Genomic DNA, 20,660 nt, shown 5'->3' with positions numbered 1-20,660 from the left:
CCTCGGCCCCCTACTGCCGAGTGCGCTCCGAGACTGCACCCGACCGGGCGGACACCCGCCGGCCGGTCAACGCCGTCGGAGCACCGCTACGACGATACCCCCGACCACCGCCACGCCGGCTGCGAGCCCCGCCAGGTACGGCACCGGGTTCTCGTCGGCCCGCTGCTTGACCTTGGCGGCGGCGATGCCGAGCTGCTTCGGCAGGTTGAGCTTGTCCTCGATCGCGTCGAGGGTGTCGAACAGCTGCGCGCGGGTCGCCGCGACGCGGTCGGCCAGGTCGTCGTGCTGATCGGTCACGGTTCCTCCGTCACGGATGGGGCGGGCGTCAGGGGTGGTGGTGCTGGACACGGCGGTCAGAACCGGCCGTCGACGTCGGGTCGGCGGGTCGCGTAGCGGGTCGGCGGCGTGGGCTTCTTGCCCATGCCCTTCACCGCGTCGACGTCGTTCTTGACACTCGCGATCGTGCGCTTGGGCGTGAGCGGCAGGCCCTTCTTGAAGCGCTTCCACCCCACGAGTCCCAGGATCGCGGCGACGACGAGCATGACGAACGCGACGACCAGCGCCGCGAGCCACGCCGGCATCACGGTCGCAAGGCCCATCACGGCGGCGGTGAGCAGGACGCCGATCGCGTACAGGACGATGACGAGCGCCGCGATCAGGAGGCCGGCCGCGAGGGCGAAGATCTTCGCCTTCCCGAGCATCTCGGCCTTGAGGAGGTTCAGCTCGCCCGTCACCAGCTCCTTGACGAGCCGGGGCAGGTCGCCGACCAGACCGAACAGCGAACGCGGCTTGCGGTCGCGGGTGTCGGTCATGAGGTCTTGCTGTCCTTCTTCTGCCCGACCTTGCGGACGACCTTCTTGGTCTGCTCGCCGACGAACTCCGCGACGTCCGGGGTCTTGTCCGCGATGAACTCCTCGGCCTGGTGGACGCCCTTCTGGACGCCGTTGCTGTTCCAGATCTTGCCGCTGACGGTCTTGATCTGCTCGTACCGCGCCCGTCCGGCTCGCGATCCCAGGACGTACCCGAGTGCGGCGCCGGCGACGAACAGGAGCTTCCCTCGCATGTGCGAATCCTCCGTTGGGTCAGTGTGCGTGGTCATGCGCCGAGCGGAATACGTCCGGCGGTCTCCCCAACAGTAGCCCTCGAGCGGCCGGGGGTCCGCTCAGGAACCCAGGATGCGTTCAGCGGCCGCTCGGGAGGCGGCCACGATGCCTGCGAGGCCGCGGCCGGAGGACGCCTCGCCGATGCCGGTGACGCCCTCGGCGAGGCCGGCGGCGACCGTGTCGGGGCCCGTCCAGCGGACGCGGGCGGCACCGCGCACGGCGCTCGGGCCGAGGGGCAGGCCGAGCAGGGTGGTCGCGTCGCGGAGGGCACGCGCGCCGACGGGGTCGTGCGGGTCGACCGGGAGGCTCGTCCCCGGCTCCGTCACGTCCGCCGCCCCGTCCTCGGGTCGCGCGGGCCCGGGTCGCTCGGCTCCGGGTCGCGCGGGTCCGGGTCGCTCGGGTCCGGGACGCTCGGCTCGCGTCGCGTAGGAGAGCCGGAGCACGTGCGCCCCGTCGGCGGCCTCGGCGAGCCACGGCCACTTCGCGGTCGCGTGCGTCAGCGCCTTCGCGGCGACACCGTCGGCCTCCGGGTGCACGAGCATCCCGGTCCCGCGGGGCGCGGCGTCGAGTGCGGGCTCGTCGACGACGAGCGTGACGAGTTCGATGCCGGTCCGGCGGGCGGGTTCCGGGCGCTGCGGGTCGGGCGTCGAGGCGAGGACGTGCTGCGCGGGCAGCCGCTCGGTCGTGCCGTCCGGTCCGACCACCTCGACGGCGTGCGGCTCGATCGCGGTCGCCCGGGTGTGCAGCCGGACGTCGACCCGGTAGGTCTCGGTGTCCGCCACGAGCTCGTCGACGATCCGGACGATCCCGCCACGGATGCCCTGCACCGCCGACCCCGCCGCGGCGCGGCCGCGCAGGGACAGCACGGCACGGGCGAGTGACCCGTCGCGCAGCAGTGCGGCGCGCAGGCCGGGTGCGACGCGGTCCGGGTCGAGCTCGTCCGGGTGGGTCGAGTGCACGCCACCGGCGATCGGGACCACCAGGTCGTCGAGCACCCGCTCGCCCATCCGCCGACGGACGAGCTCGCCGAGCGACGCGGCCCGCGCCCCGACCGGTGCCGGCAGCAGGGAGTCCATCTGCGCCCGGAGGCCGGCCTTCTGCCCGATCACGGCGAGCACGTCGGCGGCCATCGGACTGCCCGGGATCCCCAGCAGCCCCGTCGCGGGGATCGGCGCGGTCCGGCCGTCGCGGGTCATCAGCCACGCGCCGCGGGCGTCCGGGGACACGATCTCGTTCCCCAGGCCGAGTTCGATCGCGAGCCGCTCCACGGCGTCGTTCCTCGTCGCGAACGAGTCGGCCGCCATGTCGAGGTCGATCCCCGCGACGGTGTGCCGACGGACCATGCCGCCGAGCACGCTCGACGCCTCCACGAGGACGACGTGCGCCCCGCCCTTCGCGAGGTCGCGGGCCGCGACGAGACCGGCGACCCCGCCGCCGACCACGACGACGTCGGTCACGCCGGCTCCCCCACCGTCCGACCGTCGCCGAGGGCGTGCACGAGCTCGACGACCCGGCTGATGACGTCGGGGTCGGTCTCCGGCGGGACTCCGTGGCCGAGGTTCACCACGTGCGCCCGTGCCGCACCGCCGCGACGGACGACGTCACGCACGTGGTCCTCGAGCACCGACCACGGCGCGGAGAGCATCGCGGGGTCGATGTTGCCCTGCACGGTGACGTCGGTCCCGACCCGGCGCACCGCCTCGTCGAGCGGGATCCGCCAGTCGACGCCGACGCCGTCCACCACGACCGTGTCCCCGCCGAGGGTCGTCATGTCGTGCAGCACCTCGCCGCTGCCCACGCCGAAGTGGATGCGCGGGACGCCCAGGTCGGACACGTGCGACAGCGCCCGCGCCGAGTGCGGTGCGACGTGGGCGAGGTAGTCGGCGCGCGAGAGCGATCCGACCCACGAGTCGAAGAGCTGCGCCGCCGAGGCCCCGGCGGTCACCTGGGCCCGGAGGAACGCCCCCGAGACGTCGGCCGCCCAGTCGAGCAGGCGCGCCCAGGTCTCCGGGTCGGCGTGCATGAGGGTGCGGGCGCGGATGTGGTCCTTCGACGGGCCGCCCTCGACCAGGTAGGCAGCCAGGGTGAACGGGGCCCCGGCGAAGCCGATCAGCGGGGTGTCACCCAGCTCGGCCACCGTCCGGGCGACCGCCTCGGTGATCGGGGCGAGCGACGTCGGGTCGAGCGCGGTCAGGGCCTCCACGTCGGCGGCGGTGCGGACGGGGGAACCGAGCACCGGCCCGCGCCCGGGGACGATCTCGACGTCGACCCCGGCGAGCTTGATCGGGACGACGATGTCGCTGAAGAAGATGCCCGCGTCCACCCCGTGCCGGCGGACCGGCTGCAGGGTGATCTCGGAGGCCATCGCGGGGTCGAGGCAGGCGTCGAGCATCGCGGTGCCGACCCGGAGGTCGCGGTACTCCGGCAACGACCGCCCGGCCTGCCGCATGAACCACACCGGCAGGGTGTCCGGCCGGTCGCCGCGCAGCGCCCGCACGAGCGGGGAGCCCGCGGTCCGCCCCGACACGAGGGGGTGGGCGTCGGGCAGCGCGGAGGTGGTGGCGTCGGTCACCGGATGATTCTCCCATCGGCGCCGAGGGGTGCCTGAGCACGCGATCAGCGAACGCGCCTCCGAGCGAACGCGGGTTACGATGGAAGACGTGCTCATCTGTCTCACGGCGTCGCACCGCAACGCCAGCTTCGATCTCCTGGAGCGACTGAGCATCGGCGCACCGACCGCCGCGAGCCGGCTCGTGACCGACTCCGACGTGTTGGACGGAGCCGTCGTCCTCGCCACCTGCAACCGCTTCGAGGCCTACCTCGACATCGCGGGGGACGACCGCGACTCCGCCGTCTCGGCCACCGTCGACGCCGTCGCCGCCGCCAGTGACCTCTCCCCCACGGAGCTCCGCGACTCCGTCCGTGTGCTCGGCGGTGGTGACGTCGTCCAGCACCTGTTCGCCGTCTCGAGCGGCCTCGAGTCCGTCGTCGTCGGCGAGACCGAGATCTCCGGCCAGGTCCGGCGCTCCCTCGAGGACGCCCGCGCCAACGGCACCACCACCTCGGACCTCGAGCGGCTCTTCCAGGAAGCCGCGCACACCTCCCGCGGCGTCAAGACGCGCACCCGCATCGGTGCCGCCGGCCGCTCGCTCGTCCGCCTCGGACTGGAGCTCGCGTCGTCCCGGATCACCGAGTGGTCGCGCACCCGCGTGCTCCTGGTCGGCACGGGCAGCTACGCCGCGACGACGATCGCCGCACTCCGTGACCGCGGCGCCGCCGACATCCAGGTCTTCTCGCCGTCGGGTCGGGCCGCCTGGTTCGCGGCGAAGCACGACCTCGTCGCCGCCCACGACCTCCGCACGGCCATCGGACGCAGCGACGTCGTCATCACCTGCACGTCGAGCGAGACGCCGGTCGTCGCGCCCGCCGACCTCGACGACGGTGTCCGCCGCATCGTCATCGACCTGGGACTCCCGCGCAACGTCGACCCCGCCGCGGCCGGGGTCGACGGTGTCGAGCTGCTCGACCTCGAGACCATCAGCATCCACGCGCCGATCAACGAGCTGAACGCCGAGTCCGAGGCCCGGGCGATGGTGGACGACGCGGTGTCGCGCTTCCGGGAGCAGGCCCGCGAGCAGTCGACCACTCCGGCCCTCGTCGCGTTCCGCAAGCACGTGTTCGACATCCTCGACGACGAGATCGACCGGGCGAAGCGCCGCAGCGACGGCGACCCGGCAGCAGCCGAGCAGACCGAGCGGGCGCTCCGACACCTGGTCGGCGTGCTCCTGCACCGCCCGTCCGTCCGCGCCCGCGAGCTCGGCCGCGCCGGTCGCGGCGACGAGTTCGTGGGTGCGCTCGACGCCCTCTTCGGCGTCCGTCCCGACGAGGCGGCGCAGGTGCCGTCCCCGATCGTGCCGCTCGCGGAGCGCGCCGGCACGCCGCTGACCGGCACCGACGCCGACCGCACCGACGCGGCGGACGCGAGCTGAGCTCCCCGTCCGGACCCGCGACACTGCGCGTCAGCGCGCTGCTGCTCGTGCGTGACCGCCGCGTGCTCATGGTGCGCGCCCGCGGTCGCGACGTCCTCTACCTGCCCGGCGGCAAGGCCGAGCCGGACGAGACCGACCTCCGGGCGGTCCTGCGCGAGGCACGGGAGGAGATCGCGCTGCGCCTCGGTCCCGAGGACGTCGAGCTGTTCGGCACCGTGCTCGAACCGGCCCACGGGCAGGCGCCGGGCACGATGGTCGCGATGACGCTCTTCACGGTCCGGCCGGGAGGCACGGCGGACTCCGCCTCGCCGGTCGCCTCGTCGGAGGTGGACGCGGTGGAGTGGGTCACGTCCGCGGACGCGGACCGGTGTCCGCCCGCGGGCGTCGAGACCCTGCGGCGGCTCGTGGCCGCCGGGCTGGTGGACTGAGCGGGCTACTCGTCCTTGTCGACGTAGTGGCCGACCTCGCCGTCGGTCTGCGGCTCGGCCTCACCGGGGATCTGGCTGTCGACGTACTCGCCCTGCTCGCCGTCCGGGGTGGGTCGCTGCTCGCCCGGGATGTCGCTCTCGACGTACTCCCCGACCGGCTCGGTGCTCGTCACGTGCTCGTCGCCGGGGATGTCGCTGTCGGTGTAGGCCCCGGCGTGCGTCTCGACGCCGTCCGCGCGTCCCTCGTCGCCGCGTGCCTGCTCGTGCTTGTCCGTCATGGCGGTCTCCGTCGTCCGTGGTCGGTGGCGCGGTGGTCCACGCCCGTTGAGCGCGAGTGTGCTCGGGGTGGCTGGACGCTGACCGAGTCCGGTCGCAGGGTGCGGTGGTTGCCTTGCGGCATGTACCGCTCGCGTACCATCTCCGGGGCCGTGGCCGTCGGCGTGCTCGTCGTCGGGGTCCTGGCCGGCTGTTCCAGCGGGGGCGTCACGACGCCGACCGCGACCGCCACCCGGACCGTGACCGCGGCCCCGACATCGACCTCGTCCGGCGCACCGACGGACGCACCGTCGGCGACGCCGAGCAGCGGTACGCGTCCTGACGGCGACGCTCCGTCCAGCAGCGGCACCGGCGCGGCAGGACCGGCACGGTGCGTCACGGGGGACCTCGCCGGCAGCGTGCAGGCCGGCAGCGGAGGCGCCGCGGGGAGTGTCTACGTCCACCTCGTCCTGCGCAACACCGGATCGGGACGGTGCACGCTGCAGGGGTGGCCGGGTGTGTCCTTCGTCGGGGACACGAACGGGACGCAGCTCGGCAACGCCGCGGCGGAGGACCGCACCGCGGCTCACCCGACCGTCACCCTCGCGAGCGGCCAGGAGGCGGTCGCGCCACTGCGGATCACCCGCGCGGGGAACTACCCCGCGGCGACGTGCGACCCGACCTCCCCCGACGGCCTGCGGGTCTACCCCCCAGGCTCGAGGACCTCGCTCTTCGTGCCCGTCACGCAGTACACCGCGTGCCGGTCCACCGGGGTCACGATCCTCTCGGTGCAGGCGCTCGTGCCCGAGCGGCAGGCGGCCGACTGAGCGGGTCGTCCGACGCGTCGGACCGCCGTGCGAGGATGACCCGGTGCTGAGCATCGAGGCGGAACGGCCCGGGATCGACGAGGTGCTGCCGCTGTACGAAGCCGTGGGGTGGTCCGCGTGCACCCGCGACCCGGACGCGCTCGCGGCTGCCGTCGCCGGCTCGCACGAGGTCTTCGTCGCACGGCGGGCAGGGGCGGTCGTCGGGCTCGTGCGGACGGTGTCCGACGGGGTCACGATCGTGTACGTCCAGGACCTGCTGGTCCGTCCCGACGCCCAGCGGCACGGGGTCGGCGGTCGGCTCCTCGACGCAGTGCTGCGGCGGTACGCGACGATCCGGCAGACGGTGCTGCTGACGGACGACGAGGCCGGACAGCGGGCGTTCTACGAGTCGCGCGGGTTCGTCGAGGCGCACGACGTCGAGCCCGGCGCGCTGCGGTCGTTCGTGCTGCTGCGCTGAGCTGTCGGGGCTGAGGCGCAGGCGCTTGGTCCGCTCAGCGGCGGGCGGGCTCGTGCACGGCCTCGAGGACCTCGGTGCCCATCGTCCGGAGGGCGTCGACCACCGCGAGCCGGCGCTGCAGCGAGGCGTCGTCGAACGTCACCGTGACGGCGTAGCTGACCGACGACCCCGGCCCGCGGAGGATCCCCGCCTCGGCCCGGACGCCGAGCGAGGAACCGGTGACGGCGACCGCCTGCAACCCGTGGTCGAGCGATCGGTGCGCCAGCGGATCGAGTCCGAACGAGCCCGCGACGAGCGAGAGGTCGCTGGCGAGCGACAGCCAGCCGAGCACCCGGTTCGACACGGCCTCGTCGACGACCTCGCCGAGCGCGAGTCCCCGGAGGAGCCAGGCCAGCTCCCCGGTCGGCGCCACGGAGGCGTCCGGCGCGTCGTCCGGGCCCCGGCGGTCGCGGACCCGGTCGATCAGGGCGGTCCGCTCCATGCCGAGCGACTCCGCACGCTCCCGCACCGCGTCGATGCCGACGGTCGACAGCAGCGCGTTCATCGCCCACGCGTCGGCACTGGCGCCGACGAGGGTCGCGAGGTCGGACACCTGCATGGTCGACTCCTGCAGGAACTGCCAGAGACCGGCGCCGGTCGCGGTGTCCCGCGCCATCCGCTGCAGCCGGTCGCCGTGCAGCCCGCCGTCCTCGAGCTGTGCCGCGACCTCGATGAGGAGCAGGACGCGACCGAGGCTCGCGACCGGCTGCACGAGCGTGTCGTCCACCGCGAGCAGGGCCTTGCCCGTCGAGGTGTCGATCACGGAGGCGCTGACCCCCGCACCCTCGCGCGCCAACGTGCCCAGTGCCTCCAGGGTGGCCCCGAACCGGTCGTCACCGCCCCCGCGGTGGCGACCACGAGCGCGACTGCCGTCCCCGCCGCTCCCGTGACCCTGGCCCTGGCGGCGACGCCGGGACGGCGGAGCCGCGTCCGGCTCCACCATCACCAGATGGCGACGCGCTCGGCGGGGTCGAGGTACATGGCGTCCCCCTCCTGCACGCCGAAGGTGTCGTAGAAGCCGTCGATGTTGCGGACGACCTGGTTGCACCGGAACTCGTTCGGCGAGTGCGGGTCGATGCTGAGCAGGCGGGCTGCCTCCTCCGGGCGGATCGCCATCCGCCACGCCTGCGCCCAGCTCAGGAAGAAGCGCTCCGCGCCGGACAGGCCGTCGACCACCGGGGGCTCCTGGCCGTCGAGGGACAGCAGGTACGCCTTCCACGCGATCGAGAGCCCGCCGAGGTCGCCGATGTTCTCGCCGATCGTGAGCGCGCCGTTGACGTGGCCGTCCGGCACCTCGGTCGGCACGAGCGCGTCGTACTGGGCGATGAGGGCCTTCGTCCGCTCCTCGAACGCGGCCCGGTCCGCCTCGGTCCACCAGTTCTGCAGCCGCCCGTCGCCGTCGTACTGCGAGCCCTGGTCGTCGAAGCCGTGCCCGATCTCGTGACCGATGACGGCACCGATCGCGCCGTAGTTGGCGGCGGCGTCACGGCCGGCGTCGAAGAACGGGAACTGCAGGATCGCCGCGGGGAAGACGATCTCGTTGAAGCCGGGGTTGTAGTACGCGTTGATGGTCTGCGGCGTCATGAACCACTCGTCGCGGTCGATGGGCTTGCCGATCTTGCCGAGCTCGCGGTCGACCTGGAAGCTCGCGACCGCGCGGACGTTGCCGATGAGGTCGTCGGGCGAGACCTGCAGCGCCGAGTAGTCCCGCCACGTGACCGGGTACCCGATCTTCGGCGTGAACTTGTCGAGCTTGTCGAGGGCACGCGCACGGGTCTCGTCGGTCATCCAGTCGAGCGCCGTGATGCTCCGGCGGTAGGCCTCGACGAGGTTGGCGACCAGGTCGTCCATGGCCGCCTTCGAGGTCTCGTCGAAGTGCTCCTGCACGTAGATGCGTCCGACGGCCTCGCCCATCGCGCCCTCGACGAGCGAGACACCGCGCTTCCAGCGCTCGCGCTGCTTCGGCGCGCCGGTGAGCGCCGTGCCGTAGAACGAGAAGTTCGTGGCCGAGAAGGCGCTCGTGAGGTACGCCGCGGACCCGCGGACCACCTGCCAACGGAGCCAGTCCTTCCACACCCGCAGCGGGTGTTCCCGCAGCAGACGGGTCAGGCCGGTGATGAACGACGGCTCGCGCACCACCACGGTGTCGAACGCGCCGGCGGGGGCGTCGATGGACTCCCACCACGTGCGGAGGTCGACGCCCTCGGCCAGCGCCGCGACCTCGGCCCAGGGCAGCTTGTTGTACGTCTTCTGGCTGTCACGAGTGGTGACGTTGTCCCAGTGCTCGGCTGCGATCGCGGTCTCGAGACCGATGACGTCGTCGGTGCGCTCGGCGCCGTCGTCGAAGCCGGCGAGGGGGAACATCGCGGCGACGAACTCGCGGTACTTCGCCCGGATGTCGGCGAAGCGCTCCTCGCGGTAGTACGACTCGTCGGGCAGGCCGAGGCCGCTCTGCTCGAGGAACACGACGTACGACTCGGGGTCGCCCGGGTCGTTGTCGACGAAGAGCTGGAGGAAGCTCGGCAGGCCCAGTCGCTCGAACCGGCCGACCATCCGGACGAGGTCCTCGACGGAGTCGACCGCGTCGACCTCGGCGAGCAGCGGCTCGATGGGCTCGGTGCCGAGCGCCTCGAGCCGCTCCTCGTCGACGAACGAGGTGTAGAGGTCGCCGACCTTGCGCTCCTCGGTGCCCGGCGCGGCCTGCTGCGAGCGCTCGACGATGTCGCGCACGGCGAGCTCGGCGGCCTCGGCCAGGATGGTGAACGAGCCGTACCGGGCCTTGTCGTCGGGGATCGGCGTCGCGTCGACCCACGAGCCGTTGACGTGCCGGTAGAGGTCGTCCTGCGGTCGGACCGACGCGTCGAGCTCGTCGGTGTGGATGCCTGAGGTGCTTGCGACGTCGGTCATGGGTCCACGATAGCCACCGGACCCATGCGAGCGGTGTCGGTCCCGGGGGGCTGTGGACAGCGCGATCGGGCCTGTGGACAGGTCGTCACCGGCAGCGTCGTGCCGCTACCGTCGTCTGCATGGGACTCCCTTGGAAGCTGCACGGTGACGGCCGGACCGTGTCGGCGACGACGATCGTGGCGCCGGACGAACGGCTCGGCTGGGGTCGCACGATCGGCCTCGGTGTCCAGCACGTGGTCGCGATGTTCGGTGCGACGTTCCTCGTGCCCCTGATCACGGGCTTCCCGCCGTCGACGACCCTGCTGTTCAGCGGCATCGGGACCATCCTGTTCCTGCTCATCACGGGCAACCGGCTGCCGAGCTACCTGGGGTCGTCGTTCGCGTTCCTCGCCCCGATCGGTGCCGCGACGAAGATCGGGGGGATCCCGCTCGCGCTGTCCGGCATCATCGTCGTCGGTGCGCTGCTCGCGGTCGTCGGGCTCGTGGTGCACCTGGCGGGTGCCGGTTGGATCGACCGGCTGATGCCACCGGTGGTCTCCGGCGCCATCGTCGCGCTCATCGGCTTCAACCTCGCCCCGGCGGCCCGGGACAACTTCGTCAAGGCGCCGCTCATCGCGCTGATCACCCTGTTGACGATCATCCTCGTCACGGTGCTGTTCAAGGGGCTCGTCGGGCGGCTGTCCATCGTGATCGGTGTCGCGGTCGGGTACCTCGCGGCGGTGATCGCCGGCGAGGTCGACTTCTCGAAGGTCGCCGACGCGCCGCTGATCGGGCTGCCGACGTTCACGGCCCCCGCGTTCGACGCCGGCCAGCTGGCGATCTACCTCGGCTTCGTGCCGGTCGTCCTGGCCCTGGTCGCCGAGAACGTCGGGCACGTCAAGGGCGTCGGACAGCTCACCGGACGCGACCTCGCCCCGCTGACCGGTCGGGCACTCTTCGCGGACGGCGTCTCGACCGTGCTGGCGGGCATCGGCGGCGGGTCCGCGACGACAACCTACGGCGAGAACATCGGGGTGATGGCCGCCACCCGGGTCTTCTCGACGGCCGCGTACTGGGTCGCGGCGATCGTCGCGGTCCTGCTCGGGCTCTCGCCGAAGATCGGGGTCATCATCTCGTCGGTGCCGGCGGGGGTCCTCGGTGGTGCGACCACGGCGCTCTACGGCCTGATCGGTGTCATCGGCATCCGGATCTGGGTCGAGAACCGCGTCGACTTCGCGAAGCCGAAGAACCAGCTCACGGCCGGCATCGCCCTCATCATGGGCATCGCCGACTTCACGTTCTCGTTCGGCGGTGCGAGCTTCGGCGGGATCATCGTCGGCACGGTCGCCGCGATCGTGGTCTACCACCTGATGGACCTGATCGGCCGTGCCCGCGGGACGGATCCGGCGACGCCCGCGGCGTCGGACGAGGCGCACGCCGCGACCGGGGCGGTGCCGGCTGAGCCGCGCGTCGGTTGAGCCGCGCGTCGGCTGAGCCGCGCGTCGACCGGACCAACCGCTGCCGAGACCGGCCGTCTCGTCACGTCGGCCGACCGAGCGGGTCGAGCCGTGCCTCCCGGCCGGCCCGTCATCAGCCCCTCCGGTCAGCGCAGCTCGGTCACGCCGATGACGAGTTGCACCACAGCGAGGACGACCAGGACGACGACGAGGGCGCGCGCCCCCCACTCGGCGATCCACGACCGCATCGTGCGGAGCGGCCGTTCGGCACGCCGACCGAGGGCCACGGCCAGCAGGACGGGCAGCGACACCACGGCACCCGAGGCCAGCACGAACAGCGCCCCGACCACGAGGGTCTGCAGGGCGGCCGGGTCCTCGTCGCCGAGGGTGAGGCCCGCGGCGAGCGCCAGGACCACCGACTTCGGGCTGAGGAACAGCAGCGCACCCAGCAGGAACGCCCGGCCCGGGCCGAGCGCCTCCATCGCGTCGGCCCACCGGGTGCTCGCCGGTGATCCGTCCGGCAGCCGACGGCGCGTCCACTGCCACCCCGCGAGGACGAGGAGCACCGCCGCAGCCACGAGCGCGACGATCGCCTGCACGGGCGGTCCGTCGTCGGTCGCGGGCGGGAGCTGCTCGCCGACCGCGACCGCGACGACGAGGGCCACGGCCACGGCGGCCATCCATCCGAGGGCGCACGCGACTGCCGACCCGTACCCGCGGCGGTGGCCGAGCAGGAACACGACCGAGGCGATCGGGAGCGGGCTCAGCGCGATGCCGACCGCGGCCGGCACCAGTGCGGCGATGTCCACGCTCGGAGCGTAGTCCGGCTGCCGGTGGTCAGCGCGGCCGGTGGTCAGCGCGGCCGGTGGTCAGCGCGGCCGGTCGTCCAGCACAGTCGGTGGTCAGCGCGGTCGGACGGGAGGCCCGGATCGCCTCCGCCCCGCGACCCGCGACCCGCGGTCCGCAGGCGGTCACCGATGCCGCGTCGCGGCCGCTCCGCATCGCCGACAGAATGGGTCGGTGCCCCGACCGACCCTCTCCGCGCACGCCGACCGGCGCGCGGTCGACCGGGACATCCTCCGGCTGGCGGTGCCGGCGCTCGGCGCGCTGGTCGTCGAACCGCTCTTCCTGCTGACCGACACGGCGCTCGTCGGGCACCTCGGCGCGACCCCCCTCGCGGCGGTCGGGGTCGCCAGCGCCGTGCTGCAGACGGTCACTGGGCTGCTCGTCTTCCTCGCGTACTCCACGACCCCGGCCGTGGCACGGGCGCTCGGGGCCGGCGACCGTCGCGGCGCCGTGCACGCGGGCATCGACGGGATGTGGCTCGCGCTCGTGCTCGGTGTCGTGCTCGCGCTCGTCGGGTGGCCGGTGGCTGGGCCGCTCGTGTCGGCGTTCGGCACCGCGGGTCCGGTCGCGGAGGCTGCGACCGCCTACCTCACGCTGTCGCTCCTCGGACTCCCGGCGATCCTGGTGGTGACGGCGTCGACCGGGCTGCTCCGTGGACTGCAGGACACCCGCACACCGCTCGTCGTGGCGACGGTGGGCTTCCTTGCGAACGGACTCCTGAACGCCGCGCTCATCTACGGCGCCGGATGGGGCGTGGAGGGGTCGGCAGCCGGGACCGTGATCGTGCAGTGGGCGATGGCCGGCGTGTACGTCGTGATCGCGGTGCGGGCGGCCCGGTCGTCGGGAGCACCGCTGCGGCCGGGGCCCTCGGGCGTGGTGCGGGCGTTGCGGTCGGGCGCCTGGCTGTTCGTGCGGACGGCGTCGCTCCGGGTCGCCATGCTCGCGACCGTCTCGGTGGCGGCGGGGCTGGGGACGACCGGCCTCGCGACGACCCAGGTCGGGCTGACCGTGTTCGCCACGCTCGCCTTCGCCCTCGACGCGCTCGCGATCGCCGGGCAGGCCCTGGTCGGGCACGGTCTCGGGGCGCGGGACCCCGACCGGGTGCGGCTCGTGACCGGTCGGCTCGTGCTGCTCGGGATCGCGGGCGGGGTGCTCCTCGGCGTCCTGACCGCGGCCGTGAGCGGGGTGGTCGCACCGGTGTTCTCCGACGCCGAGGGGGTCCGGGAGGCGTTGCCCGGCGTCCTGCTCGTGATCGCCGCGGGGATGCCGGTGGCGGGGTACGTGTTCGTCCTCGACGGCGTGCTCATCGGCGCGGGCGACGCCCGCTACCTGGCCGTCGCGGGAGGGGTGAACCTCGTGGTGTACCTGCCGCTGCTCTGGTGGGTGGGCGGGACGCTCGCGGGGCTGTGGGCTGCGTTCGCCCTCGGGTACATCGGGGTCCGGGCGGTGACGCTCGGGGTCCGTGCACACCGTCGGGGATGGGTCGAGGCGGCACTCGCGCGCTGAGCGGTGCCGCGCGGCGGGCGCGGTGGTCCGGGCGGAGGCGGGGAGTGTTCCGCGGGAGCGACAGATGCGTGGCGCCCGGCAGCGGGAAACTGTCGCTTTCGCGGGACGGGCCAGACAGAAGTGTCGCTTTCGCGGAACACACCCCAGCCCAGAAGCGCCCCCAGCCCAGGCGCGCCGGCGCCGCGCCTCAGCGCGCGCGGGGCGGGGCCGTCGTGTCGCCGATGCGCAGCTCGGACCGGAACGCGGCGGGCTGCGCCGGCTCCCCCTCGAGCATGGCGATGGCCGCGCGGGCCGCCGCCTGCCCCTTCTGCACGAACGGCTGCACGAGCGTGGTCAGCTGCCGGATGTGGGTGCGGTGGAACAGGCTGTCGTCCACGGTGATGCCGTCGAAGCCCACCACGCTGACGTCCTCCGGCACGCGGAGCCCGGCGTCGAGCGCGGCCGCGACCACCCCCACCGCGAGGACGTCGCTCTGGACCACCACCGCGGTCGGTCGGGGGCCGTCCGGAGCGAAGAGCGGAGCGGCGGCGATGCGACCCTCCTCCACCGAGCTGCCGGACGCCTCGTAGGCCTGCGCCTCCGGGTAGACGCCGCGGACACCGCGCAGCCGCTCGAGCGACGTGTGGGCGATGCCCTCGGCCTCGCGCTCGGGGGAGATCCACCCACGCTGGTGGTTGCCGTCGAGCGGGAGCGTGACCACGGCGACATCGGCGTGCCCGAGGTCGCGGAGGAACGCGGCGGCCCGGCGTGAGGCCTCGCGGTTGTCGAGCTGGACGGGGACCGCGCCCTCGATGTCGTCGGCCTCGATCGCGACGACGGGGATGTTCCGCCGCCGCAGCACGGCGACCGCCGGGTCGATCCGGACCGAGCACCCGATGAGCACGACGGCGTCCATCGGGGCGTCCACGAGCGGCCCCGGGTTCGCTGCGTCGTCGAGCGGGCTGCGCACGAGGAGCAGCGACGTGCCGGCCTCCCCCGCGACCTCGGCGATCCCGTCGAGCGTCAGGACGTTGACCGGGTCGCGGAAGGCGTCGCTGAGCCGTTCGTCCATCACGACCCCGATGACCCCCGAGCGACCGCGCCGGAGCGACCGGGCACGAGGGTCCGGCCCGCCGTAGCCGAGCTCGGCGGCCGCGGCCAGGACCCGTGCGCGGGCGTCCTCGGACACCGGCCCGGCGCCGCTGAACGCGAGCGACGCGGTGGAGGCCGCGACGCCGGCGGCACGTGCGACCGCGGCCAGGGTCGGTCGGCCCGGGCGCGCGGCACGGGGCCGGCCCGACTCGCCGTTGCCCGTTGCCGCTTCGTCCATCGCCCGCTAGCGTATCCACGAACGGCGCTCGAATCGATTCGACCCCGACCCGACACGCAACACGAGGGCCGGAACGCGAGCACGAGCACCGCCCACCAAGCACCAACACCGGCACCGGCACCGGCACCGGCACCGAGCACCAGCACCACCCGCCGAGCACCAGCACCACCCACCGAGCACCAGCACGACCCGCACCCCCCGGAAGCACACCATGACCACGACCACCGCCCGCACCGCCCCGACCACCCGCGCGTGGATCGTCGCCGTCTTCGTCGTGTTCACCCTCTCCGGCCTCGACATCGCCACCTGGCTCGGGCGGATCCCGAGCGTCCGCGACGCCCTCGACGCGAGCACCTTCGAGATGGGCATGCTCGTGCTCGGCATGGCGGTGGGCTCCATCGGCGGCCTGACCTTCGCCGGGCACATCGTCGCGAAGCTCGGCGCCCGTCGGGGCGTGCAGGTCGCGGCGCTCTGCCTGACGGTCGGCATGCTGTTCGCCGGCCTCGCCGTGACGCTCGGGTGGGGCTTCGCCGCCATCTGGGTCGCCCTGATCGCGTTCGGCTTCGGCAACGGCCTGTGCGACGTGTCGATGAACGTGTCCGGCGCCGCCGCGGAGAAGGCCGGCGGCCGCACGATCATGCCGCTCTTCCACGCCGCGTTCAGCGTCGGCACCCTCGCGGGCGCGGGCCTCGGCGCCCTCACCGAGCAGCTCGAGGTCCCGGTCGCGTGGCACTTCGCGGTGCTCGGCGTCCTCGCGAGCGCGGCGATGCTGGTCGCGGTGCAGCGCTTCGGCGACGAGCACCGCTTCGAGGAGCACGAGGCCACCGACACCAGCCCGGTGCCGACCCGCCTCACCCGCTGGCAGGTGTGGGCACAGCCGTCGACGATCGCGATCGGGGTGATCGTGCTCGGCATGGCGCTGGCCGAGGGCTCGGCGAACGACTGGCTCCCCCTCGCGATGATCGACGGGCACGGCCTCGGGAACGCCGCCGGCTCGGCCGTCCTGACCGTGTTCCTGGCAGCGATGACGGCGGGTCGCGTCGCCGGCAGTCCGCTCATCGACCGGTTCGGCCGGGTCCCGGTGCTCCGTGCGAGCGCCGCGGTCGCGGTCGTCGGACTCGGCATGCTCATCTTCGTCGACAGCGTCCCGGTCGCGATCGTCGGGGTCGTGCTCTGGGGCCTCGGCGCGAGCCTCGGCTTCCCGATGGGCATGTCCGCCGCGGCGGACGACCCCCGCACGGCCGCGCTCCGGGTGAGCGCGGTCGCGACGATCGGCTACGTCGCGTTCCTCGCCGGCCCGCCGCTCATCGGGTTCCTCGGGGAACACCTCGGACTCCTGCACGCCCTGCTCGTGGTGTTCGCGTTCATCGTCGCCGCCGGCCTCGCGTCGGGCGCCGCCCGCGAACAGGGTGATGCGGCCCGCCAGCTCGCAGCCCGTCGCGCCCGCCGGCGCGACCGACGGGGCGGAGGCGAGCCGCGCCTCCAGGCCGACCCGACGGGCGACCGCGCGCCCGACGCGACCCACCCGCGCCCCACCGACACGATGGCGGGCCCCGCGTCCGACGGCGGCGTCGACCGCCGGTAGGCTGCCGGGCGTGCGTCTCGTCATCGCCCGCTGCTCCGTGGACTACGCGGGGCGACTCTCGGCCCATCTCCCGCTCGCGACGCGGCTGCTCATGCTCAAGGCGGACGGCTCGCTGCTCGTGCACTCCGACGGCGGCAGCTACAAGCCGCTCAACTGGATGAGCCCGCCCTGCTCGATCGCGATCACCGAACCCGACGACGAGCAGGCGAGCGCCGGCATCACCCAGGTGTGGACGGTCACGCAGAAGAAGACGCAGGACAAGCTCATCGTGAGCCTGTACGAGGTGGTCGCCGACGAGACCCACGACCTCGGCGTCGATCCCGGCCTGGTGAAGGACGGCGTCGAGGCGCACCTGCAACAGCTCCTCGCGGAGCAGATCGAGCTGCTCGGTGAAGGCCACACCCTCGTCCGCCGCGAGTACATGACGGCCATCGGGCCGGTCGACATCCTCGCGCGCGACGACGCGGGCGCGAGCGTGGCGGTCGAGATGAAGCGCAACGCGAACATCGACGCGGTCGAGCAGTTGACGCGGTACCTCGAGCTCATGAACCGCGACCCGCTGCTCCGGCCGGTGCAGGGCGTGCTGGCGGCGCAGACGGTCGCGCCGCAGGCGCGCACCCTGGCCGAGGACCGCGGCATCCGTGTCCTGGTCCTCGACTACGACGCGATGCGCGGCATCGAGGGCGGGCACACCCGCCTGTTCTGAGCAGGGCCGTTCCACCGTGCGGCCGGTCCACCGTGCGGCCGGAACCAGGTTCTGGACACAGCACCAGGATGTTCCGCGGTTCCGTGTCCGGAACCAGGTTCCGGACGTCACGCCCGGTCGGGAGGCCCGGCTCACCCCCGGCAGGCATCCGCCGGGCCGCCATGTGGTCGCCACCACGGCCCGACTAGGCTGGGCAGGACATGACGCGCCCGTTCTCCGCCATCCTCTTCGATCTCGACGGCACCATCAGCGACTCCGCTCCGGGCATCCTCGAGAGCATGACGCACACGTTCCGCACCGTGGGCGTCCCCGTGCCGGACCACGCGACGCTCATGTCGTTCGTCGGTCCGCCGATCCTCGACACCTTCCGCGACGCCATGGGCATGGACGAGGCGCAGGCCGATGACACCCTCGCCGTGTACCGGGAGCACTACCTGTCGCACGGCGCGCTCGACTCGCAGATGTTCCCGGGCATCGACGTCGTCCTGCACACCCTGCACGAGGCCGGCCTGCCGATCTCCACCGCCACGAGCAAGCCGGAGACCCCGGCGACGTACATCCTCGAGCACTACGGCCTGACCGGGGACATCGACATCATCACGGGCGCGAGCGACGACGAGGTGCGCAGCGCGAAGGCCGACGTGGTCGAGGAGGCCCTGCGCCGACTCGACGCCCGCGGGTTCGACATCAGCCGTCCGGTGCTCGTCGGCGACCGTCTGCACGACGTCGAGGGGGCCGCCGCCCACGGGGTGCCGACGATCTTCGCCGAGTGGGGGTACGGCTCCCCCGCCGAAGCCCAGGGCACCATCGCGCAGGCCGCCACCCCGCTCGACCTGCTCCCGATCCTGCTGCCGTGACCGGCGCCGTCCGCACCGGGCTCCGCGGGGCCGCGTGGCTGCTGCCCGCCGCCATCGTCCTCGTCGCGCTGAACTTCCGCGGGCCGATCGTCGCCCCGGCCCCGGTCATCGGGGACATCCGCGCCGACCTCGGCCTGACCGCGACCGTCGCCGGTCTCCTGACGACCATCCCGGTGCTGTGCTTCGCCCTCGCGACGCCGCTCGCGAGCTGGGTCATCGCGAAGGCCGACCCGGAACGCGCGGTGTCGCTGTCGCTCGTCGTGGTGCTCGTCGGCACCGTCATCCGCTCGCTGCCCTCCACCGCCGGGCTGCTCGTGGGCACCGCCGTGATCGGCATCGGGATCACGATCGGCAACGTCGTCGTGCCCGTCGTCATCCGGCGGGACACCTCGCCCGAACGCGTCGGCCTGGTCACCGGGGTCTACACGTCGGCGCTCAACGTCGGGTCGATGACCACCTCGCTCGCGACCGCGCCGATCGCCGCGGTGTGGGGCTGGCCGGTCGCGATCGCGCTCTGGGCCGTCCTCGCGGTCGTCGCCGGTCTCGCGTGGACGTACGCCGTCGGGGCGCGGGCAGCGTGGCGGCGTCCGGCGGTCGCGGAGCCCGTGGTCGAGACGGGGCCCATCGACCAGGTGCTCGGCACGGGGTCGATCCGCACCGTGCCTGCCGCGACCTCGGCCGGCACCGTCCGTCCCGCACGTCGGCTGATCACGTGGGGGCTCACGCTGGCGTTCGGCGGCCAGGCGTTCTCGTACTACGCCCTCACCGCGTGGATCCCGACGCTGCTGCACGACGAGATCGGGTTCTCGAAGGAGTCCTCCGGTGCGAGCTCGTCCGTGTTCCAGATCCTCGCCGTCGTCGGTGCCCTCGGCGTCCCGGTCCTCGCGGCGAAGTGGCGGCCCCGGGCGATCATCGCGCTCGTCGGGTTCTTCTGGCTCGCGATGCCGCTCGGCCTGCTGTTCGCCCCGCAGCTGTGGTTGCTCTGGTCGATCCTCGGCGGAGCAGCCCAGGGCGGTGGCATCACCGTCATCTTCATCGTGATCGTGCGGATCGTGTCGAGCGACGCCGATGCACGCCGCATGTCCGCGTTCGTGCAGGGCGGCGGCTACCTGATCGGGTCCGCGGGGCCGCTCGTCGCCGGCAGCCTGCACGGAGCCACCGGGGACTGGACGGCGCCGCTGCTCGTCGTGCTCGTGGCCGTCTTGACCCTCGGTGTCGTCGGGTCGGTGGCGGCGCGGCGGGTGGCCTGAGTCGTCGCGCCCCTCGAGGCGTGGTGGGCGTGACGACGATCTGCCGGTGACGCCACGCTCCACCAGTGACCCATCCGGACATGGGCAACCAGTTCCGTCCGGAACGCTCCGTCCAGGCGCTCGAGGACGAACCAACGAGTCGACTCGACCTGCAGCGGTCCCCCGCCCACCACGTGGGTGTCTGGAGAAGACCGTGGGAGGCTTCGGGCACGACCAAACCAGGTCAGCCTCTGCCGTGTGTTCCACCGCCGCCGGGCCACTTCGTCGACGTCGGCACGTCCGAGGACCGACTGCCGTCATGTGCTCGAGCGGTCATCGCGTTCGGCGGTGTCGGCGCAGTGCCAGCAGCCCGGCGCCTGCGAGGAGGAGTAGGGCTGCGAGTGCGGCTGCCTGCGCTGTGAGGGCCGCGCCCGTGAATGCGAGCTCACCGCCGCTCGGGGTCGGAGAAGCGGCTGCGATGGTGAAGGTCATGGTGCTGCGAGGTTGCTCTTGGCTCGCTGAATCTTGTCCGTACCGTCCGCGCTCTTCGTCACTGAGCAGTCAGCACCGGTCGCGACTCTCGTGATGGAGCAGCAGGTCAAGTCGACGACCTGCGTCGGGTTCGCGCTGTCCGACGACGTCTGCACGCGGGTGACCTTGTTGCCGGCCCCGTTGGTGATCTTCTGGTGCGCCGCCCGTCGTGGGCGCCGTGTCCGGCGTCGCGTTGGCGGGGGCGCCGAGCCAGGTGTCGATGCGGCGGCCGTGGTCGTCGATACTTTTACTTGCCTTTCCGACGCAAACGGTTGATCACCATGCCGAGCCGACCTAGTAGACGAGGCGCAGAACTGTAAGGCCAATAAGAAGAAGTGCCGTGATTACCAGAATAAGCACTGCGCTCTTAGTGGAGCGAACCTTGCCCTTTCCATCTCTCGCCCGCCGCGCTCGCTCCCCCCAGCGCCCACCGAGATATTGAGAGCCGAAAACGCAGACTGCCACCGCAATCACAGTCAGAACAATCTGAACCGGGGTGCTCACAGGAACTTGCTTCCTATCTTCCCGACCGTGAGCAGGAAGCTGAGGTAGGCCAGACCATATCCTGAACCAAGAACTGACGAACGACCTCGGCCGCCGGGTGCGCGAGTCGTTTGTGAGCGGCTACGCCGAGCGGCTGAACTCCGGAA

General features: G+C 73.0%; 21 protein-coding genes. 11 read left to right on the top strand and 10 right to left on the bottom strand.

From position 1 onward, the window contains the following. Nucleotides 1-66: 66 nt before the first annotated feature. From Csp2054_RS04805 to hemE, 5 genes are all read right to left on the bottom strand, one after another. Entirely contained in the window at nt 67-297 is a 231-nt protein-coding gene (locus Csp2054_RS04805) for a hypothetical protein (protein ID WP_096898170.1), read from the bottom strand. A gap of 56 nt (nt 298-353) precedes the next feature. Next, complete coding sequence (locus tag Csp2054_RS04800; protein WP_096898169.1) at nt 354-812, bottom strand: phage holin family protein; 459 nt, start codon at nt 810-812, stop codon at nt 354-356. After that, a complete protein-coding gene (locus Csp2054_RS04795; protein ID WP_096898168.1) occupies nt 809-1,063 on the bottom strand; it encodes a hypothetical protein in 255 nt (84 codons plus the stop codon). The genes Csp2054_RS04800 and Csp2054_RS04795 overlap by 4 nt, the downstream gene beginning before the upstream one ends. Before the next feature lie 99 nt (nt 1,064-1,162). Beyond that, a complete protein-coding gene (locus Csp2054_RS04790) occupies nt 1,163-2,560 on the bottom strand; it encodes a protoporphyrinogen/coproporphyrinogen oxidase (RefSeq protein WP_255252612.1) in 1,398 nt (465 codons plus the stop codon). Continuing rightward, entirely contained in the window at nt 2,557-3,675 is a 1,119-nt protein-coding gene (hemE, locus tag Csp2054_RS04785; RefSeq protein ID WP_255252611.1) for a uroporphyrinogen decarboxylase, read from the bottom strand. The genes Csp2054_RS04790 and hemE overlap by 4 nt, the downstream gene beginning before the upstream one ends. Nucleotides 3,676-3,763: 88 nt before the next feature. Between hemE and Csp2054_RS04780 the strand changes: the two genes are divergently transcribed. Beyond that, nucleotides 3,764-5,092, top strand: a complete 1,329-nt coding sequence (locus Csp2054_RS04780) for a glutamyl-tRNA reductase (protein WP_096898166.1) — start codon at nt 3,764-3,766, stop codon at nt 5,090-5,092. After that, nucleotides 5,089-5,520 (top strand): NUDIX hydrolase, encoded by a 432-nt coding sequence (locus tag Csp2054_RS04775; RefSeq protein WP_255252622.1) that lies wholly within the window; start codon nt 5,089-5,091, stop codon nt 5,518-5,520. The genes Csp2054_RS04780 and Csp2054_RS04775 overlap by 4 nt, the downstream gene beginning before the upstream one ends. Nucleotides 5,521-5,525: 5 nt before the next feature. On the opposite strand, the gene Csp2054_RS04770 is transcribed toward Csp2054_RS04775, so the two are convergent. Further along, entirely contained in the window at nt 5,526-5,798 is a 273-nt protein-coding gene (locus tag Csp2054_RS04770) for a hypothetical protein (protein WP_096898165.1), read from the bottom strand. A gap of 120 nt (nt 5,799-5,918) precedes the next feature. Here Csp2054_RS04770 and Csp2054_RS04765 point away from each other — a divergent pair, with 120 nt between their 5' ends. Together Csp2054_RS04765 and Csp2054_RS04760 are read left to right on the top strand one after the other, a co-directional pair. Further along, the gene (locus Csp2054_RS04765) at nt 5,919-6,602 is read left to right on the top strand and encodes a DUF4232 domain-containing protein (protein ID WP_096898164.1); all 684 of its coding nucleotides are present in this window, start codon (nt 5,919-5,921) and stop codon (nt 6,600-6,602) included. Nucleotides 6,603-6,645: 43 nt separating this feature from the next. Beyond that, entirely contained in the window at nt 6,646-7,059 is a 414-nt protein-coding gene (locus Csp2054_RS04760; protein WP_096898163.1) for a GNAT family N-acetyltransferase, read from the top strand. Between the two features lie 34 nt (nt 7,060-7,093). On the opposite strand, the gene Csp2054_RS04755 is transcribed toward Csp2054_RS04760, so the two are convergent. Beyond that, a complete protein-coding gene (locus Csp2054_RS04755) occupies nt 7,094-7,861 on the bottom strand; it encodes a serine hydrolase (RefSeq protein WP_255252610.1) in 768 nt (255 codons plus the stop codon). A 179-nt stretch (nt 7,862-8,040) separates the two neighbouring features. Beyond that, a complete protein-coding gene (locus Csp2054_RS04750) occupies nt 8,041-10,005 on the bottom strand; it encodes a M13 family metallopeptidase (RefSeq protein ID WP_096898161.1) in 1,965 nt (654 codons plus the stop codon). 119 nt (nt 10,006-10,124) lie between these two features. Between Csp2054_RS04750 and Csp2054_RS04745 the strand changes: the two genes are divergently transcribed. Beyond that, complete coding sequence (locus tag Csp2054_RS04745) at nt 10,125-11,462, top strand: uracil-xanthine permease family protein (protein ID WP_096898160.1); 1,338 nt, start codon at nt 10,125-10,127, stop codon at nt 11,460-11,462. Nucleotides 11,463-11,587: 125 nt separating this feature from the next. On the opposite strand, the gene Csp2054_RS04740 is transcribed toward Csp2054_RS04745, so the two are convergent. Continuing rightward, nucleotides 11,588-12,250, bottom strand: coding sequence for a GAP family protein (locus Csp2054_RS04740; protein WP_176491560.1), 663 nt, complete (start codon nt 12,248-12,250; stop codon nt 11,588-11,590). 211 nt (nt 12,251-12,461) lie between these two features. Here Csp2054_RS04740 and Csp2054_RS04735 point away from each other — a divergent pair, with 211 nt between their 5' ends. Continuing rightward, nucleotides 12,462-13,793: an MATE family efflux transporter gene (locus tag Csp2054_RS04735; protein WP_096898158.1), complete on the top strand. Its 1,332-nt coding sequence runs from the start codon at nt 12,462-12,464 to the stop codon at nt 13,791-13,793. Between the two features lie 187 nt (nt 13,794-13,980). On the opposite strand, the gene Csp2054_RS04730 is transcribed toward Csp2054_RS04735, so the two are convergent. After that, a complete protein-coding gene (locus tag Csp2054_RS04730) occupies nt 13,981-15,102 on the bottom strand; it encodes a substrate-binding domain-containing protein (RefSeq protein WP_096898157.1) in 1,122 nt (373 codons plus the stop codon). Nucleotides 15,103-15,313: 211 nt separating this feature from the next. On the opposite strand from Csp2054_RS04730, the gene Csp2054_RS04725 reads away from it, so the two are divergent. From Csp2054_RS04725 to Csp2054_RS18355, 5 genes are all read left to right on the top strand, one after another. After that, complete coding sequence (locus Csp2054_RS04725) at nt 15,314-16,687, top strand: MFS transporter (RefSeq protein ID WP_096898156.1); 1,374 nt, start codon at nt 15,314-15,316, stop codon at nt 16,685-16,687. Between the two features lie 10 nt (nt 16,688-16,697). Further along, entirely contained in the window at nt 16,698-17,393 is a 696-nt protein-coding gene (nucS, locus tag Csp2054_RS04720) for an endonuclease NucS (RefSeq protein WP_096898155.1), read from the top strand. Nucleotides 17,394-17,593: 200 nt separating this feature from the next. Further along, nucleotides 17,594-18,250 (top strand): HAD hydrolase-like protein, encoded by a 657-nt coding sequence (locus Csp2054_RS04715; protein ID WP_096898154.1) that lies wholly within the window; start codon nt 17,594-17,596, stop codon nt 18,248-18,250. Further along, complete coding sequence (locus tag Csp2054_RS04710) at nt 18,247-19,500, top strand: CynX/NimT family MFS transporter (RefSeq protein ID WP_096898153.1); 1,254 nt, start codon at nt 18,247-18,249, stop codon at nt 19,498-19,500. Before Csp2054_RS04715 ends, Csp2054_RS04710 begins: the two co-directional genes overlap by 4 nt. A 564-nt stretch (nt 19,501-20,064) precedes the next feature. Next, nucleotides 20,065-20,286 (top strand): hypothetical protein, encoded by a 222-nt coding sequence (locus Csp2054_RS18355; RefSeq protein WP_141399133.1) that lies wholly within the window; start codon nt 20,065-20,067, stop codon nt 20,284-20,286. The last annotated feature ends 374 nt before the right edge of the window (nt 20,287-20,660 follow it).

It is taken from the genome of Curtobacterium sp. 'Ferrero', from assembly GCF_002412165.1.
Taxonomy (GTDB): domain Bacteria; phylum Actinomycetota; class Actinomycetes; order Actinomycetales; family Microbacteriaceae; genus Curtobacterium.
This window is presented reverse-complemented; position numbering and strand designations above follow the sequence as displayed.

What these genes read in the sequence shown, in the direction of transcription:
- Csp2054_RS04800 (WP_096898169.1), bottom strand. Translation starts at nt 812, where the DNA reads ATGACCGACACCCGCGACCGCAAGCCGCGTTCGCTGTTCGGTCTGGTC.
- Csp2054_RS04795 (WP_096898168.1), bottom strand. Translation starts at nt 1,063, where the DNA reads ATGCGAGGGAAGCTCCTGTTCGTCGCCGGCGCCGCACTCGGGTACGTC.
- Csp2054_RS04770 (WP_096898165.1), bottom strand. Translation starts at nt 5,798, where the DNA reads ATGACGGACAAGCACGAGCAGGCACGCGGCGACGAGGGACGCGCGGAC.
- Csp2054_RS04765 (WP_096898164.1), top strand. Translation starts at nt 5,919, where the DNA reads ATGTACCGCTCGCGTACCATCTCCGGGGCCGTGGCCGTCGGCGTGCTC.
- Csp2054_RS04750 (WP_096898161.1), bottom strand. Translation starts at nt 10,005, where the DNA reads ATGACCGACGTCGCAAGCACCTCAGGCATCCACACCGACGAGCTCGAC.
- Csp2054_RS04745 (WP_096898160.1), top strand. Translation starts at nt 10,125, where the DNA reads ATGGGACTCCCTTGGAAGCTGCACGGTGACGGCCGGACCGTGTCGGCG.
- Csp2054_RS04730 (WP_096898157.1), bottom strand. Translation starts at nt 15,102, where the DNA reads ATGGACGAAGCGGCAACGGGCAACGGCGAGTCGGGCCGGCCCCGTGCC.
- Csp2054_RS04725 (WP_096898156.1), top strand. Translation starts at nt 15,314, where the DNA reads ATGACCACGACCACCGCCCGCACCGCCCCGACCACCCGCGCGTGGATC.
- Csp2054_RS04715 (WP_096898154.1), top strand. Translation starts at nt 17,594, where the DNA reads ATGACGCGCCCGTTCTCCGCCATCCTCTTCGATCTCGACGGCACCATC.
- Csp2054_RS18355 (WP_141399133.1), top strand. Translation starts at nt 20,065, where the DNA reads ATGGAGCAGCAGGTCAAGTCGACGACCTGCGTCGGGTTCGCGCTGTCC.